Source organism: Massilia sp. 01N410, from assembly GCF_056399665.1.
On sequence record NZ_JBFTRV010000012.1, the window covers coordinates 63,590 to 78,909 of the forward strand.

15 protein-coding genes are annotated in these 15,320 nt (G+C 64.8%); 10 read left to right on the plus strand and 5 right to left on the minus strand.

Going from position 1 to position 15,320, the window contains the following annotated elements; all coding sequences use genetic code 11:
• Nucleotides 1-8: 8 nt before the first annotated feature.
• Genes AC1DOP_RS16790 through AC1DOP_RS16810 form a run of 5 tightly spaced genes read right to left on the minus strand, consistent with a single transcriptional unit; the run spans nt 9 to nt 6,037 of the window.
• The gene (locus AC1DOP_RS16790; protein ID WP_442122924.1) at nt 9-893 is read right to left on the minus strand and encodes an XrtA system polysaccharide deacetylase; all 885 of its coding nucleotides are present in this window, start codon (nt 891-893) and stop codon (nt 9-11) included.
• Nucleotides 890-1,948: an XrtA/PEP-CTERM system-associated ATPase gene (locus AC1DOP_RS16795; RefSeq protein WP_442122925.1), complete on the minus strand. Its 1,059-nt coding sequence runs from the start codon at nt 1,946-1,948 to the stop codon at nt 890-892. Before AC1DOP_RS16795 ends, AC1DOP_RS16790 begins: the two co-directional genes overlap by 4 nt.
• Nucleotides 1,949-1,965: 17 nt before the next feature.
• A complete protein-coding gene (locus AC1DOP_RS16800) occupies nt 1,966-3,528 on the minus strand; it encodes a TIGR03016 family PEP-CTERM system-associated outer membrane protein (protein ID WP_477252332.1) in 1,563 nt (520 codons plus the stop codon).
• On the minus strand, nt 3,509-4,456 hold the full coding sequence (locus AC1DOP_RS16805) for an XrtA-associated tyrosine autokinase (RefSeq protein WP_442122927.1): 948 nt from the start codon (nt 4,454-4,456) through the stop codon (nt 3,509-3,511). Before AC1DOP_RS16805 ends, AC1DOP_RS16800 begins: the two co-directional genes overlap by 20 nt.
• Nucleotides 4,457-4,492: 36 nt before the next feature.
• A complete protein-coding gene (locus tag AC1DOP_RS16810) occupies nt 4,493-6,037 on the minus strand; it encodes an XrtA system polysaccharide chain length determinant (protein ID WP_442122928.1) in 1,545 nt (514 codons plus the stop codon).
• Between the two features lie 303 nt (nt 6,038-6,340).
• On the opposite strand from AC1DOP_RS16810, the gene AC1DOP_RS16815 reads away from it, so the two are divergent.
• The 10 genes from AC1DOP_RS16815 (at nt 6,341) to AC1DOP_RS16860 (ending at nt 15,303) form a co-directional block, all read left to right on the plus strand.
• On the plus strand, nt 6,341-7,192 hold the full coding sequence (locus AC1DOP_RS16815; protein ID WP_477252335.1) for a S1C family serine protease: 852 nt from the start codon (nt 6,341-6,343) through the stop codon (nt 7,190-7,192).
• A 135-nt stretch (nt 7,193-7,327) separates the two neighbouring features.
• Entirely contained in the window at nt 7,328-7,927 is a 600-nt protein-coding gene (locus AC1DOP_RS16820) for an XrtA/PEP-CTERM system exopolysaccharide export protein (RefSeq protein WP_442122930.1), read from the plus strand.
• Between the two features lie 253 nt (nt 7,928-8,180).
• Nucleotides 8,181-8,726, plus strand: coding sequence for a hypothetical protein (locus tag AC1DOP_RS16825; RefSeq protein ID WP_442122931.1), 546 nt, complete (start codon nt 8,181-8,183; stop codon nt 8,724-8,726).
• A gap of 16 nt (nt 8,727-8,742) precedes the next feature.
• Nucleotides 8,743-9,015, plus strand: coding sequence for an HPr-rel-A system PqqD family peptide chaperone (locus tag AC1DOP_RS16830; RefSeq protein WP_442122932.1), 273 nt, complete (start codon nt 8,743-8,745; stop codon nt 9,013-9,015).
• Complete coding sequence (locus AC1DOP_RS16835; protein ID WP_442122933.1) at nt 9,009-9,926, plus strand: HprK-related kinase A; 918 nt, start codon at nt 9,009-9,011, stop codon at nt 9,924-9,926. Before AC1DOP_RS16830 ends, AC1DOP_RS16835 begins: the two co-directional genes overlap by 7 nt.
• Nucleotides 9,923-11,032, plus strand: coding sequence for a nucleotidyltransferase domain-containing protein (locus tag AC1DOP_RS16840; RefSeq protein ID WP_477252338.1), 1,110 nt, complete (start codon nt 9,923-9,925; stop codon nt 11,030-11,032). Before AC1DOP_RS16835 ends, AC1DOP_RS16840 begins: the two co-directional genes overlap by 4 nt.
• A gap of 73 nt (nt 11,033-11,105) precedes the next feature.
• The gene (locus AC1DOP_RS16845; RefSeq protein ID WP_442122935.1) at nt 11,106-11,837 is read left to right on the plus strand and encodes a GAF domain-containing protein; all 732 of its coding nucleotides are present in this window, start codon (nt 11,106-11,108) and stop codon (nt 11,835-11,837) included.
• Between the two features lie 3 nt (nt 11,838-11,840).
• Nucleotides 11,841-13,454 carry an FAD-binding oxidoreductase gene (locus AC1DOP_RS16850; protein WP_477252340.1) on the plus strand — a complete coding sequence of 538 codons (1,614 nt, stop codon included), beginning with the start codon at nt 11,841-11,843 and terminating at the stop codon, nt 13,452-13,454.
• A gap of 211 nt (nt 13,455-13,665) precedes the next feature.
• Complete coding sequence (locus AC1DOP_RS16855; RefSeq protein ID WP_442122937.1) at nt 13,666-14,532, plus strand: PEP-CTERM sorting domain-containing protein; 867 nt, start codon at nt 13,666-13,668, stop codon at nt 14,530-14,532.
• Between the two features lie 96 nt (nt 14,533-14,628).
• The gene (locus AC1DOP_RS16860; RefSeq protein WP_477252342.1) at nt 14,629-15,303 is read left to right on the plus strand and encodes a hypothetical protein; all 675 of its coding nucleotides are present in this window, start codon (nt 14,629-14,631) and stop codon (nt 15,301-15,303) included.
• The last annotated feature ends 17 nt before the right edge of the window (nt 15,304-15,320 follow it).

The window sequence follows — 15,320 nt, forward strand, 5'->3', positions numbered from 1 at the left end:
TGCTCGCCTCATTCCTGGTTCAGGAAGATGCGGTCCATGCGGTCCCAGGCGAAATCGCGCGCCAGGGCCTCGATGCGGGCTTCCATCCGGTCGATGTTGACGTAGTGGCGGAAGCGCGACTTGGCGTCCAGGCCCGCGGGGCGCGGCTGCTGCGTGTCGATCTCCCACGGGTGGAAGTAGAACAGCGAGGGCTGGCGGTCGGCGCGGTTGACCTTGGCCATCATCCAGCGCGACAGCGCATAGGGCAGCAGGCGGAAGTAGCCGCCGCCGCCGGCCGGCAGGTTCCGGCCCAGCATCTGCACGGTGGTGATCGGCACTTCCAGCAGGCCGTCCGGACCGTTCGGGTAGAAGGCGAAACGCGGCGCTTCCGGCATGCCGTAGTGGTCGTGGGCGATCGGGTAGATGCTGGAGCTGTAGCGGTAGCCGGCGTCGAGCAGCTCGTCCAGCGCCCACAGGTTGGCGCGGCCGATCGAGAAGCTGGGCGCGCGGTAGCCCAGAACGGCCTGGCCGCCGATGTCTTCTAGCAGCGCCTTGGCGGAGCGGATGTCGTTGGCGAATTCGGCGCGGGTCTGGTCGGAGGCGCGCAGGTGGCCGTAGCCGTGGCTGGCCAGCTCGTGGCCGCCGGCGACGATGCGGCGCACCACCTGCGGATAGCGCTCGGCGATCCAGCCCAGGGTGAAGAAGGTGGCGCGCACGCCATGGCGTTCGAACAGGGCCAGGATGCGGTCCATGTTCGCCTCGACCCGGCATTCGCGTTCCGGCCAGCTGGCGCGGTCGATGTAGGGAGCGAAGGCCGACACCTGGAAGTAGTCCTCGACATCGCAGGTCATGGCGTTGCGGATGCGTTCCCCCGGCGCCGGCAGGCGGCGCGGGGCGAGTTCGACCATGTTCATTCTTGGTTGTCCATTGGCTGGGTTACCGCCCCCTGGGGCGTGGCGACGATCTTCTTCAGGATCGACAGCACGGAAACGATCGACTTTTCGAGGCGCATCATGCGTTCGTCCAGCATCTCGACGCTGTTGCCGCGGCGCTCTTCGACGCGCATGTCGGCGGTGCGGATCTCGCCGACGTGCAGGTCCTGGGCGAGGACGGCCGGGCTGCCGGCCGCCAGCGAATCGCCGTTGGCGCCGGGCAGCTGGAATTCTTCGCTGATGTCGCTGATCACGGTGTTGATGTCTGCTTCCGTGAAGGCATGCATCTCTTCCAGGTAGCCCATCAGCAGCACGCGGTCCATCAGGGTGTTGACCTTGCGCGGAATGCCGCCGCTGTAGGCATAGATGGCGGCGTGGGCGCCGTCGTCGAAGGACGGGTCGCCGTTCCAGCCGACCGTCGCCATGCGGTGCTCGATGTAGGCGCGGGTCTCCTGCGCATCCATCGGGCCCAGGTGGTAGCTGGCGATCACGCGCTGGCGCAGCTGCTGCATGCCGGGGCTGTGCAGGGTGGCGCGGAATTCCGGCTGGCCGAGCAGGAAGGTCTGCAGCAGCGACTTGTCGTCGGTCTGGAAGTTCGACAGCATGCGCAGCTCTTCGACCGTGCGCGCCGACAGGTTCTGGGCCTCGTCGATGACGAGCAGGGCGCGCTTGCCCTGGTGGTCGACGTCGCACAGGAATTTTTCCAGGCGCGTCAGCAGGTCGGTCTTGCTCGCACCCTCGTACGGCAGGCCGAAGGCCGACACCACCATGCGCAGGGTGTCGTCCGGATCCAGGTGGGTGTTGACGATGTGGGCCGCCACGATCTGGTCCGAGGGCAGGCCGTTGAACAGGTTGCGTACCAGCGTGGTCTTGCCCGCGCCGACCTCGCCGGTGACGATGATGAAGCCTTCGCCCTGCGACAGGCCGTACTCGAGGTAGGCCATGGCGCGCTTGTGACCCTTGCTGCCGAAGAAGAAGTGCGGGTCGGGGCGCAGCTGGAAGGGTTTGGCGGAAAATCCGTAAAAGGTCTCGTACATGTGAATGCTCCGCTTGCTTAATACCGGACCGACAGCGTCGCCACGAGTGCGTTCTCGTGATATTTGTCGCTGGTAAACAGGCCGGCTCGTCCGGTGGAGTGGCGCACGTCGAGCGTGCCGATGGTCTTCGCGTCGAAGCGCCGGTTCAGGCCCAGGCTCATCTGCCTGAGGTTGTTGATCAAGCCGGTATCGATGGACTGGATGCGCGCCGCGTACAGGCTGGCCTGCGCCTGCGTGCTCGAGGACAGCTTGTAGCTGGCGTTGGCGCTGGCGCCGCGCTGGCGCGTGTTGTCGTTCAGGGTGCTCAACTGGCTGGGCAGCAGCGTGCTGTCGGACTGCTGCAGCGATACCGCGTTGCGCTGGTCCGCGAACACGCTGATCGCCAGGTCGGTCCGCGCGCCGCGGAACAGGGCGCCGGCCTGCAGGTGCTTGTTGCGGGCGTAGCGGTTGCTCAGGTAATTGATGGTGTTGGGCAGCGACGGCGGCAGGCCGCTGGCCGCCATATAGGTCGCCACCATCTGCGCGCGCTCGGCCGGATCCGGATACGCGGTCCTCAGCATGCTGTCGATCAGGCTGGCGGTGTCCACCGTGGCCGGCAGCAGGAATTGCGCGCGGGTGGTCGTGATCGCGTCGCTGTAGCTCAGGCTCCAGCTGCTGTGGCGGGTGCGGTGGCTGGCCAGCAGCGAACCGGTCTTGCCGAAGTAACGGTGGCCGAAGGTGGCATTGACGCTGGTGCGCGCCGACGGCGCCCACATGAAGCCGAGCGACCAGTTCGGCCCCTTGGTGCGCTGGTTGAATGCCGGATATTCGAATTTGTCGTAGCCGGCATTGGCCGTCAGGTTCAGGTGCGGATCTAGCCGCCACTGCAGGCCAGCGTTGCCGGTCTGCGATCTGGAATCGCCGCTGATGGTGGAGCCCAGCTCCTGGCGGTTGTACGCCAGGTTCCAGCCGAGTTCCCGGAACGACGGGCCGCTCATCGCATTGATGGCGGTGCTGCTGCCGGTGGTGTTGCCGAAGGCCTCGCCGCGGTCGCTGCGCACCGAGTCGCGCGTGAACTGCGCCGCCACCACGGCGGTCGAGCCGAAGCGGTGGCGCAGGCTGGGGCTGACGCTCCAGGTGCGGACGTCGATGTTGTTGAGCGACGAATAGCTGTTGGCGGCCACCGGGCCGAAGGCCGAGGCGGCCTGGCGCGAACGGCTCGCGCCGCCGTCCAGGAACAGGAAATCGTCGATCAGCTCGGACTTCATCGCCGCCTGGTAGCGGGTCTCGCTGTCGTGGACGTTCGGGATGTCGTCGTGCTGGTAGACGAAGCGGCGGTACTCGGCATTCGCGCTGAGCTTCAGGCGGCGGCCGTCTTTCCTGACGCTGATGGCGGGACCGGCGTCGGTCACGAAGCCGCTCCTGGCCAGGGTGTCGTTCTGGTTGTTCAGATTGTCGGAGTAAGTCTCGCGCAGGGTGACGGTCGGTGCGATGCGCCAGTCGTCCGCGCGGCATTCGTTCGACAGCAGCATGGCCGCCAGCGCCAGCGGCGTGAGCCGAAGCGCCGCGATCGCCGGCCGCTTAGCCGTAGTGATAGTCATACGTCTCTTCGATGCCTGGGATGTCCCTGGTCTTGTTGTAGATGAGATTGACGTTGTCGATGCCTTCGAGCTGGCTCAGGGCTTCCTTGACCGCGTGCTGGGTCGTGGTCTGGGCCTCGACCACCAGCACGATCTGGCCCATGTGCGAGGCCAGCACCCGCGATTCGCTGGTCAGCAGCAGCGGCGGCGAGTCGAAGATCACGATCCGGTCCGGATAGCGGTTGGCGATTTCCTCGACCAGGTTGCTCATGGTCGAGCTGGCCAGCAGCTCGGTCGCGCGCGGCGTGCTGGTGCCGGCCGGCAGGATCGACAGGGTATCGACGTTGGTGCGCAGCATGACATCGCCCATGTCGAGCTTGTCGTCGACCAGGATGTCCATCAGGCCGCGCTGGGGCGGCAGGCCGAGGGTGCGCAGGATGGACGGACGGGCGACGTCGGCGTCGACCAGCAGCACGGTGTGGTCGAGCTCCATCGCGATGCTCATCGCCAGGTTGATCGCGGTATAGGTCTTGCCTTCGCCCGGCAGCGAGCTGGTGATCATGATCAGGTTGCCCGGGTTGCCGCCCGGCGCGCGGGCGGCAAAGGCGCGCTGCAGCAGCGGACGCTTGATGATGCGGAAGTCTTCCAGCAGTGGCGTACGGCCGCTGGCCGCGGTGACCATGCCCGTCTCGCGCATGCGCGCCAGGTCCAGTTCTACTTTGCGGGTGGTGAACTTCGGCGCGGCCGTCTGCTCGTTCACGGGGACCGGCGCGACCGGCACCGCGTGCACGGTTTCGTGGATGACGGTGTCGGCCACGGTCACGGACGGGCTGTCCGCGACCGGATGCAGCGCAGCGCTGTCGTTGAGGCCGCCAGCGGCGACGGGACTGGCGGGAGCGGCGCTACGCTGCCGGTCGATGCGGCTGGCTGCTTTTTCGATAATGCTCACGTGGAACTCCTTGCAAACTTTGCGGGGGCGCCGCGATTAAAACGAGGGATGGGACAGGATCGCTGCCATCCCGGCGCCGTAGATCCCGAACAGCACCAGTACCGATACCCCGAGGGCGGCCAGGCGGCGCTTGCGGCGGACCGTCTGTTCCGCCGTCCAGTTCATGCCGATCGAGCCCAGCACCGGCACGCCGGTGACGTCGCGCAGGGTGGCCTGGCTCAGGAAGGTCGGGCGCAGCTGGCTCATCAGGAAGGCGACGGCGATGCCGGCCGCCAGGGCGCCGGCGAACACCAGTGAGAACAGGCGCAGGCGGTTCGGACCGGCCGGCTGGGTCGGCACGGTCGGCGGATCGATCACGCGGAAGGTCAGCATGTCGGTGGCGGACGACAGGTCGCCCGACAGGCGCGCCGATTCGCGGCGTTCGAGCAGCTTCTGGTAGTTCTCCTTGTTGACCTGGTAGTCGCGGTTCAGCTGGGCCAGCTGGGCCTCGACTTCCGGCACCGACGAGCTCTGGGCGCGCAGGCGGGCGACGCGGGCCGCATATTCGTCGGCACGGATGCGCATCGATGCCACGTGGGCCTCGGCCGCCGACAGCGAGACGTTCAGCTGCTGCAGCATCGGGCTGTAGCCGGCGCCCGGATCGTTGCTGCGCTTCTTCTGCTTGGCCAGGTCGGCCTTCTGCGCCAGCAGCTGGTCCAGCAGGCGCTTGTTGGCGACGATGTCCGGGTGCTGCTCGGTGTACTGCAGGCGCAGGGTGTCCAGGTTCTTCTGGGCGGTGGCGATGCGGTTTTCCAGTTCCGGATCGGTGACGGGGATTTCCACGGCCTCGCCCGCCTTGCCGGGCTTGGCCGGCTCGCCCGTGATCTGGCGGCGGATCGCGTTGCGGGCCTGCTCGGCCTCGGCCAGCTCCAGGCGGGCCTGGCTGAGCTGGTCGGTGGCCTGGATCAGCTGGCCGCTGAAGTCGCCGCCGCCTTCGCGCGGCAGCAGGCCCATGTTCTTGATCTTGAACTCTTTCAGCGAGTTCTCGGCGGCGCTCAGCTTCTCTTCATAGGATTTGATCTGGTCGTCGATGAACTGCACGGCCTTTTCCGAGTCCTGCTTCTTGCCGCTGAAGCTGCCCTCGACGAAGATGGTCAGCAGGGACTGCACGATGTCCTTGCCCAGTTTCGGGTTGTCCGAGACGTAGGTGATCGTATAGATGTCGTCGCGCTCGGTGCCGCCGATCTTGATCTTGGCGATCAGGTCGTCGACGATTTTCTCGTGCTCCTTGGCATCCTTGGCCTTGACGTCGAGGTCGACCATGCGCATCAGCTTTTCGACGTTCGGACGGCTGAGCAGGGTGCGGCGCATGAACACCACCTGCTGGTCCAGGTTGGGCAGGGTGGTCATTCCTGACATTAAGGGCTTGAGGATGCTCTGGGTGTCGACGTAGACACGGGCCGAGGCCTCGTACTGGTTGGGCAGACGCAGCACCACGGCCCAGCCGATGACGGCGACGGTCCAGGCGATGGCGACGGCATACCAGCGGTATTTGCCGATTGCTTTAAGGAAGTTCAGGAGGGTGGCTGTGATCTCTGCCATCGTTCAATCTCACCATGAAAGATTTGGACTCATTTACTGATCCAAATCAGAGGAAAATGGAATACTCACGCATCATCGCTTGTACTCTCTGCAATTGCAATTAAGCACACGAAAAATGTGAAGAGCTCAACAAGCCGTACCTCGGCTACAACACAAATTCCTTTAAGAAACACGGAGATAGGGTCAGGTTTGCATTAATTTAGTGAAATTATTGCTGGGAAGTACATCGGACTTTCATATGCGGAGCATTCATGCAGTAGACTTGCGAAATCGCAACTTTCTAAAAGATACTGCTTTATTGTAATGTCTAAATTGCAAAAAGGGGTGCACGGTTGGTGCACCAACGAAACATGCTTCGGCAGCCCTTCCGCCACCCTTCGCACGGCCCCGCGCCGGCGGTCCTGGCGGGCGCTGCTGGCCGGTTTCGCGGCCGCCTGCATGATCGTGCCGGCGGTGGGCGCCGAGCTGACGGCGGTGGTGCCGACGGTCAAGCGCTCCGTGGTCGGGGTCGGCACCTTCGAGCGCACGCGCAGTCCCTCGACCGTGTTCGTCGGTACCGGTTTCGTGGTGGGAGACGGCCTCAGCGTGATCACGAATGCGCACGTGGTGCCCGAAAAGCTGGACGAGACGCGCATGGAGCAGTTGGGCATCGTGACCAGCGACGGCGACACCGTGCGTTTCCGCCCGGCCCAGCTGGTGGCGCGCGACAACGAACACGACCTGGCCCACCTGCGCCTGAGCGGTCCGCCGCTGCCGGCGCTGAAGCTGGGAGATTCCGACAGCGTCGCCGAAGGGCAGTCTCTGGCCTTTACCGGTTATCCGCTGGGCATGGTGCTGGGCCTGCATGCGGCCACCCACCGCGCCACCCTCGCCGCGATCACGCCGGTGGTCATGCCTTCGCTGAGTTCGCGCAAGCTCGACGTGCGCCAGCTGGTCCAGCTGCAGCGCACCTCCTACGACATCTTCCAGCTCGACGGCACGGCCTATCCCGGCAACAGCGGGAGTCCGGTCTACGATCCGGCCAGCGGGGAAGTGTGGGGGGTGATCAACGCCGTGTTCGTGAAGGGTTTGAAGGAAACCGCGATCAGCGCGCCGAGCGGCATCACGTATGCGATTCCGGTGAAGTACGTGAAGAATCTAATGCAACAGAAATAGAGTATTCGGGAAAGATTTCAAGCGTGCGCGGTCTTTTCCTCAAGCACTATGATATACAATACATCGCTGTTAGCGACTTATTAACATATGTGTTCGACGAAAGGGAATGACGTGGGCAAGTACAAGGCGAACCTGATGAAACACACGACAGTGGCGGCAGCCGCCGCGCTCGCATTGCTCCTGACCGGCTGTGCCACCAGGACGCCGCCGCCGCAAACCCAGGTCACCAACCCCGACTACCTGATCGGACCGGGCGACAGCGTGAGCATCATGGTGTGGCGCAACCCCGAGGTGTCGATGTCGGTGCCGGTTCGTCCGGACGGCAAGATCACCACCCCGCTGGTCGAAGACCTGCCGGCCGCCGGCAAGACCTCGACCGAACTGGCGCGCGACATCGAAAAAGCGCTCGCCAAGTTCATCCAGCAGCCGGTGGTGACGGTGATCGTCACCAACTTCGTCGGCAATTTCAGCGAACAGATCCGTGTGATCGGCCAGGCCGCCAAGCCCCAGGCCCTGGCGTACCGCCGCGACATGAGCCTGATGGACGTGCTGATCGCGGTCGGCGGCGTCACCGAGTTCGCCGCCGGCAACCGTGCCAGCGTGATCCGCACGGTCGACGGCAAGCAGCAGAAATTCAACGTCCGCCTGGACGACCTGATCAAGGAAGGCGATATCTCGGCGAACATGCCGATGCGCCCCGGCGACGTGCTGATCATCCCCGAAAGTTTCTTCTGATTGTGTCTGCCGGGAGGCGTCGATAATTTTTACACTTGTCGGCGTTCCGGCATACAATAGAAATTTCCGGGTAGTACAGTCGGCATTAAGCGCCTGATTTACAATATTTTTTTCGGAACAGTCTGTTCATGGCCCGGAACTTGCTTTTTATGGGAAGTGGAAAAACGCTTCGCATGATCGCAACACATCTTTGGGGATAACGCACGTGGCTACCGAAAATCAAGAAAACAATGGAAACGCAGCGCCGTTGTCCTTGAGCGAACGCGGTGCCGCCCGGCGCCGGCTGGCCAAGGCCGGTGTCGGTGCCGTCGGCGTCCTGTCGACGCTGGAAAGCCACGCGACCTTGAAGCTCATGACCTGCAAGTCGCCGTCGGGCTCCATGTCCGGCGGCATGAGCAGCCATTACGGCGGCGTCAAGCCGGCATGCGAGGGCTTGTCGCCGGGCTTCTGGAAGAACCACACCGGCTCCTGGCCATGCTCGATCGACACCTGGTTTGCCGACGTGTTCTACGTGGCGGGCAACCGCGGGTCCTGCACCGTCAAGACCAAGAACACGAGCTACCTGTGCTCGACGATGCTGAACCTGCTGAGTCCGCAGAAATTCGACAAGTACAATCTGGCGATGCATGCGATCGCGACCTACCTGAACATCAAATCCGGCAGGATCGGTTTCCTGTCGACCGACACGCTGCTGGCGATGTGGGCCGACGTCCAGACCAAGGGTTACTACAGCCCGGCCGCCGGCGTCAGGTGGAGTGCCGAACAGGTCAAGAATTATCTCGAATCCACCCACGATTGACGAGGCGACAGCGAGCATGTGGCGTGTGGTGCCGGGGCAGTCGCTTGCTTTCCGGGAGTGGGACGAAGAAGCGGTGCTGTACAACGACCTGTCGGGCGGCACGCACCTGCTGGACGGTGCCGCCGTCGATGTCTTGCTGGCGCTGCGCATCGGTCCCGCCGATGCCGCCACGCTGGCGGACCGCCTGGCCGCGCGTTTCGAGGCCGATACCGACGAACTGCGCGCGATGATCGAGCACATGCTGGCCGGCCTTGCCCGCCTCGACCTCGTCGAGCCTTTTCCATGCTGAGCGTCGGCGACTTGCCGCAGGGCGAGCTGGCGGCCCGCCTCACAGGGCCGGGACTGGTCCTGCGCACCGGACCGTTCGCCAACCGTATCCGCAGCGACGTGCCGCAGCTGGCCACCGGTATTGCGCTGCTGTATGCGGATTATCCGGTCGACGAACCTGGCGGCTTTGCCGACTTCCATCTGTCCTTGCACCGCGCCGGCAGGCTGCGGCGTTTCTTCCGCCCACAAGTCCATTTCGCCTACGAGGGCGTGGCGCCGTTCCAGCCCTTGCCGCTGGCGCATGCCTACCCGATGTTCGAATGGGTGATGAACTGGTGCGTGTCGCACCGTGCCCATTCCTACCTGATCATCCATGCCGCCGTGCTGGAGCGGCACGGCCGCGCAGTGGTCCTGCCGGCGCCTCCCGGATCCGGCAAGAGCACCCTGTGCGCGGCCCTGGTGATGCGCGGCTGGCGCCTGCTGTCCGACGAGATGACCCTGGTCAGCCTGGACAACGGTACGGTGCTGCCGCTGCCGCGTCCGGTCAGCCTGAAGAACCAGTCGATCGGCGTGATCCGCGCGTTCGCCCCCGATGCCGTGCTCAGTACGCCCGTGGAAAAGACCGCCAAGGGCACTATCGCCCACCTGAAGGCGCCTGCGGAGAGCATTGCGCGCGCGGCGGAACCGGCCCGGCCGGCCTTCATCGTGTTTCCGCGATATGAGGCGCAGGCGCCGATCAGCCTGCGGCCTTTGCCGAAGGCGCGCGCCTTCATGGGCGTAGCCGAGAACGCTTTCAATTACCAGGTGCTGGGCGCACGCGGTTTCGGCGCGCTCGGGGCCTTGATCGACGCGACCACGGCCTTCGAGTTTCGGTACAGTAAACTGGACGAGGCTGTCCAGTTATTCGAACGACTGGCGAAGGACGGCGCATGACGGCATCGCCACCGCTGTTCCCGGTACTGCTGCGCGTACTGCGCGATCCCGCCGCGGCAGCCGGGCTCGACCTGGCCGGCTGGGACCTGCTGCTGCGCCAGGCGGAGAACGCCGACATGAGCGTCATCCTGCTGATGCTGCTCGACGATGCCGGACTGCTCGACCAGGCGCCGGCGCCGGCGCGCATGCACCTGGAGTGGGCGCGCGTGGCCGGCGAGCGCCATGCCCGGGCGGTGCGCAACGAGGTGAGGCAGATCGGCCGCGCCCTGTCCGGTCTCGGCCTGCCGCTGATCCTGCTGAAGGGCGCGGCCTACGCGATGGCCGGCCTGGCGGCGGGGCGCGGCCGGATATTTTCCGACATCGACATCCTGGTGCCGAAGGCGCAGCTGGGCGAGGTCGAAGGGGCCCTGATGATGAGCGGCTGGGCCAGCCTTCACCAGGATGCCTACGACCAGCGCTACTACCGCGAATGGATGCACGAACTGCCGCCGATGGAGCACGTGCGCCGCGGCAACGTCATCGACGTCCACCATGCCATCCTGCCCGAGACCGCCGACCGCCGTCCCGATCCCGCCAGGCTGCGCGCGGCCGCGGTGCCGCTTGCCGATACCGAGCCCGGCATGCTGCCGCTGTACGTGCTGGCGCCGCGCGACATGGTGCTGCACAGCGCCGTGCACCTGTTCTACGAGGGCGAGTTCGAGCATGGCTTGCGCAACCTGTTCGACATCCACCGCCTGCTGCTGCAGTTCGGCGCCCGGGACGGCTTCTGGAACGGCCTGCCGGCGCGTGCCCGCGAGCTGGAACTGGGGCGGCCGCTATTCTACGCCTTGCGTTATTGCCGGCGCCTGCTGGGTACGCCGGTGCCGGACGCCGTGCTGCGCGCCATGGAAAGCGAGGCGCCCGGCCGTCCGCTGCTGGCGCTGATGGACCGCCTGTTCCTGCGCGCCCTGGTCCCCTTCCACCCGAGCTGCGCGGATGCCTTCACGCCGCTCGCCCACGGCATGCTGTATATCCGCGGCAATTGGCTGCGCATGCCTTTCTTCCTGCTGCTGCGCCATCTTTTTCACAAGGCCTTCCTTTCTCCTGACGCGACGCCGGCGCACTGATATTATTAAAAGATTACCGATATGTAATCACTCCTATTGCGAGGAAGACATGGGCAGCGCGGAAAACAGGTGGGTGAGACTCCAGGACCTGCAGAATTTCCTGGCCGAAGGCAGTCTGGACGAAAGCCTGCAGAACCAGGCCGCACTGACGGCGGAGCTGCTCGGTGCCGGCAGCTGTTCCATCATGCTGCTCAACAGCGGCGCCCCGGGCCAGCTGCGCATGACGGTCCACGCCCGCTTCGGCAAGCTGCCGGACGCCGCTCTGACGGCCTCGGTGGGGCAGGGCGAAGGGATCTGCGGCCGGGTACTGGCCAGCGGCGAGGCGCTGCTGATCGAAGACATCGCGCAATCCGAGGTGGCGGCGCTGGCCCAGGGCCGCGACGGCATCGGCGGCAGCCTGATGTCCGCCCCGCTGAGGGTCGACGGCAAGATCGTCGGCGTGATCAATGTCGCGGGCGCCAGGGAGGGCCAGGCATTCACCCAGGGCGATCTACAATTGCTGAATATAATCGCACTATTCATCGGCAAATCGATTCAGGTGCAGCAGCTGCAACGTTTGCTCGACTCGCGTTTTTCCCAACTGGCATTGCTGCAGGAAGCGCGCGACCAGGTCCAGGACAAGGTGCGCCTGGCCTACCGCAATCCCGAAGACGCCGCCAAGATTCTCGCGCGCTCCTTTTTTAAGGAAATGACCAAGGCCGGCTTCGAATCCGGCCAGATCGTCAGCGCGGCAACCGAACTGATCGAGCAGTTGAATTTGAAGCTCAAGCACTCACCTCCGTCCTCTCCACCGACTTCCAACTGATTCATGCAAGACACCACGACCCAACTGGCGCCGGCCCTGGACGCCTGGCAGGCACTGCTCGGCCCGGAAAACGTGTTGCACGGCGAAGCCGCCCTGCAGGCCTGGGGCGCCGATACCACGGGCGCGACGCGCCGCCTGCCGGCCGCGCTGCGCATTCTCGACAGCAAGCACTTGCCGGAGGTAATGCGCATCGCCCAGCGCTACCGGATTCCCGTGCATCCGATCAGTACCGGCCACAACTGGGGCTACGGCAGCGCGCTCGCGGCGCGCGACGGCTGCGTGATCATCGACCTGTCCCGGCTGCGCGCGATCCTGCATTTCGACGAGGACATGGGCGTGGTCACGCTCGAGCCCGGCGTCACGCAAGGCATGCTGGCCGAGTTCCTGGAAAAGCAGGACTACCCCTTCATGGTGCCGACCACCGGCGCCGGTCCCCACTGCAGCCTGCTCGGCAATGCGCTGGAGCGCGGCTACGGCGTCACGCCGATCACCGATCATTTCGCGGCGGTGACGGACCTCGAGGCGGTGCTGGCGGACGGCAGCCTGTACCGCTCGGCGATGCGCGAAGCCGGCGGCGACGACATCGCGCGCCTGTTCAAGTGGGGCATCGGCCCCTATGCCAGCGGCCTGTTCACCCAGAGCGGCCTGGGCATCGTCACGCGGATGAGCATCATGCTGGCGCGCCGTCCGGAAAAAGTGAAAGTGTGCCTGTTCAGCCTGAAGGATGACAGCCTGCTCGAGCCGGCCGTCGAACGGATCCGCGCCATCCTCGGCCGCCTGCCCGGCACGGTCGGCGGACTGAATCTGATGAACCGGCACCGCGTGCTGGCGATGTCGGCGCCGTATCCGGCCGACCGCGTCGGTCCCGACGGCCTGATCCCGCAGGAGGTGATCGAGGCGCTCGGCAGCCAGTACCAGATCCTGCCCTGGACCGGCTTCGGCACCCTGTACGGCACCGCGCGCATGGTGAAGGCGGCGCAGAAGGAGATCCGCGCCGCCCTCAAGGGCGTGGCCAGCCGCCTGCTGTTCCTGAGCCAGGACAATGCGAACACGCTGCTGGCGCTGTCGCGCTGGATTCCCGGGCCGGCCGGGCGGCGCCTGTCGAGCACCGCCTCGACCCTGGCCAGTTCGATGGAACTGGTGCTGGGGCGTCCGAATGAGACGGCCCTGCCGCTGGCCTACTGGCGCAATCCACGTCCGCACGGGGAGGGGCCGCGCGATCCGGCGCGCGACGGTTGCGGCCTGATCTGGTACGCGCCGCTGGTGCCGATGCGCGGCGCCGGCGCACGCGCCTATGTCCAGATGGTGAGGGAGATCACCCGGCGCCACGGCATCGAGCCGCTGCTGACGTTTACTTCGCTCAGCGACAAACTGTTCGACAGTACCGTGCCGCTCCTGTTCGACCGCAATTCGCCGGCGGCGGTGGCGGCGGCCCAGGCCTGCTACCGGGAGCTGATCGCCGCCGGCCGCGAGCGCGGCTGGTTCCCGTATCGCCTTGCGGTCGATGCCATGCCGGATCTGCAGCACCTGCTGGACGACTCGGCGCGCCTGCATGCGCGCCTGCGCCGCGAACTCGATCCGCATGACCTGCTGGCGCCCGGACGCTATCACAATTGATAGTAGGCGTAGTTGTGTTAAGCAGTTAACTGTCGACTTCTTTTACAAGTTTTGTCAACTTTCCTTTAAGAATCTGTTGAAATGTTAATTTCCTAATAATAATTCTCTTCAAGATCAGTTAGTTATAAGGCATTTATTCAAGCTGGCACGCAGGTTGCTTATATACCTTTGCTGTCGTTAATGATTAATTGATTCCATTATTGGAGAGAACATGAAGAAGTTACTCGCTTTCGCTGTCGGCGCCGCTGTGAGCATCGGTGCGTATGCTGCACCGGCTCCCACCAATCTGCCGGCAGGCCCGATCTACCTGAAGTTCTCGGGTCAAGAACAGATCGCCATCAACGGCGCACACACCTTCGGTAACAACGAAATCAACTGGGGCGTTATCCTGGTGTCGACGGCCGAAAAAGGCGACGTCAACACGCCGCACGATGCGATCGATCCGAACGGTGAAATCTTCTTCGTCAATGGCCAGCAAGGCCAGATCACCGGTATGTTCTACGGCGTCCAGCAAGGTTCGCCGTCGGCAACCAACCCGTTCCCGGCTACCGGCGGCTATCTCGACCTGTACTGGCGCAATACCGACACGATGAGCAAATCGTCGGTGTCGAACACGTCCATCAGCCCGAGCATCCGCTGCGGTGAAAGCTGCGCTACCGGCTTTACCGAAGGCACCTTCCTGGCCCGTATCATGTTCGATACCGGCATGGATACCGGCAACCCGACCAATACCATCGTCGGCGACCAGGTGCCAAGCAGCAATGGCTTCACCGGCAATGCCGATTCCTACGGTTCGGTCGTGACCGATGCCATGATCGACGGCAAAACCGGCCTGTGGGCCAACCAGCTGAACTCGAACTGGTTCTCCAGCTACCTGGGCCTGCGCGACCTGCGCTTCAAGAACAGCTACAACTACAACCCGCTGTGGAATGGCGGCGAGAACATCCTGGGTGCCCGTATCGACGATCCGGGCCAGGCATTCGCCCTGCCGGAGCCGGGTGCCCTGTCGCTGATGGGCCTGGCCATGGTCGGCATGGGCGCCGCCCTGCGCCGCCGCGAGAAGAAATCCGCCAAGTAATTCCTGGCGCGCCACTTGAAAAGGCCTCTTCGGAGGCCTTTTTTCTTGTGCTGATTGACAACATCAGCGCCTTTCATGTCTACTTGCCAAATGTATATGCGAACCCGCCTTCTCCTGCAGGTCCCGGCAGTCATGCTGATCCTGGCGTTCGTGCCGACCAATCCCGGCAAGCTGGCCGCATTGCTGCTCCTCTGGATCCTGAGCTTCGGCCGGCTCGGCAAGGTCGAGGCGATCTTCTACGTCTGCGTCTGCGCCTTCTTCACGGCGATGAATGCCGCTTCCCTGAAGCAGGGCATCTTCATGTTCGCCCACCCGGACATCCTGCTGCAGCCGGTCTGGGAACTGTTCATGTGGGGCTTCTATCTATTGCACACGCGGCGCCTGCTGAACGGCCCGGCGCCGGCCGGCAGGCGGGCGACCGTATGGGCGCTCGCGCTGGCCTATTCGGCCGCCTTCGCCACCATCCACGACAGCAATACGCTGCTGCTGGTGACGGGCGTCCTGCTGCTGGTGGGGCTGGCGCTGTTCCACGAGCCGCTGGACCTGGCCTATACCGGCTATATGGTGCTGCTGGGGGCGCTGATCGAATACACGGGCGTGCACAGCGGCCAGTGGGGCTATCCGGGCAATCCGCCGGGCGGCGTGCCGCTGTGGTTCATCACGATGTGGGGCGGCATCGGCCTGTTCATGCGGCGCCTGATCAACCCGATCCTGGCGCGCCACGAAGCGGCCGCGCGGACGGCGGCCGAAGCGCCGGGCGGCGCTGCCTGAATGCCGGGGTAGGCGCG

Excerpts from the sequence above, each read along its gene's own strand:
- AC1DOP_RS16790 (WP_442122924.1), bottom strand. The coding sequence starts at position 893 with ATGAACATGGTCGAACTCGCCCCGCGCCGCCTGCCGGCGCCGGGGGAA.
- AC1DOP_RS16795 (WP_442122925.1), bottom strand. The coding sequence starts at position 1,948 with ATGTACGAGACCTTTTACGGATTTTCCGCCAAACCCTTCCAGCTGCGC.
- AC1DOP_RS16800 (WP_477252332.1), bottom strand. The coding sequence starts at position 3,528 with ATGACTATCACTACGGCTAAGCGGCCGGCGATCGCGGCGCTTCGGCTC.
- AC1DOP_RS16810 (WP_442122928.1), bottom strand. The coding sequence starts at position 6,037 with ATGGCAGAGATCACAGCCACCCTCCTGAACTTCCTTAAAGCAATCGGC.
- AC1DOP_RS16815 (WP_477252335.1), top strand. The coding sequence starts at position 6,341 with ATGTCTAAATTGCAAAAAGGGGTGCACGGTTGGTGCACCAACGAAACA.
- AC1DOP_RS16820 (WP_442122930.1), top strand. The coding sequence starts at position 7,328 with ATGAAACACACGACAGTGGCGGCAGCCGCCGCGCTCGCATTGCTCCTG.
- AC1DOP_RS16830 (WP_442122932.1), top strand. The coding sequence starts at position 8,743 with ATGTGGCGTGTGGTGCCGGGGCAGTCGCTTGCTTTCCGGGAGTGGGAC.
- AC1DOP_RS16835 (WP_442122933.1), top strand. The coding sequence starts at position 9,009 with ATGCTGAGCGTCGGCGACTTGCCGCAGGGCGAGCTGGCGGCCCGCCTC.
- AC1DOP_RS16840 (WP_477252338.1), top strand. The coding sequence starts at position 9,923 with ATGACGGCATCGCCACCGCTGTTCCCGGTACTGCTGCGCGTACTGCGC.
- AC1DOP_RS16850 (WP_477252340.1), top strand. The coding sequence starts at position 11,841 with ATGCAAGACACCACGACCCAACTGGCGCCGGCCCTGGACGCCTGGCAG.
- AC1DOP_RS16855 (WP_442122937.1), top strand. The coding sequence starts at position 13,666 with ATGAAGAAGTTACTCGCTTTCGCTGTCGGCGCCGCTGTGAGCATCGGT.
- AC1DOP_RS16860 (WP_477252342.1), top strand. The coding sequence starts at position 14,629 with ATGCGAACCCGCCTTCTCCTGCAGGTCCCGGCAGTCATGCTGATCCTG.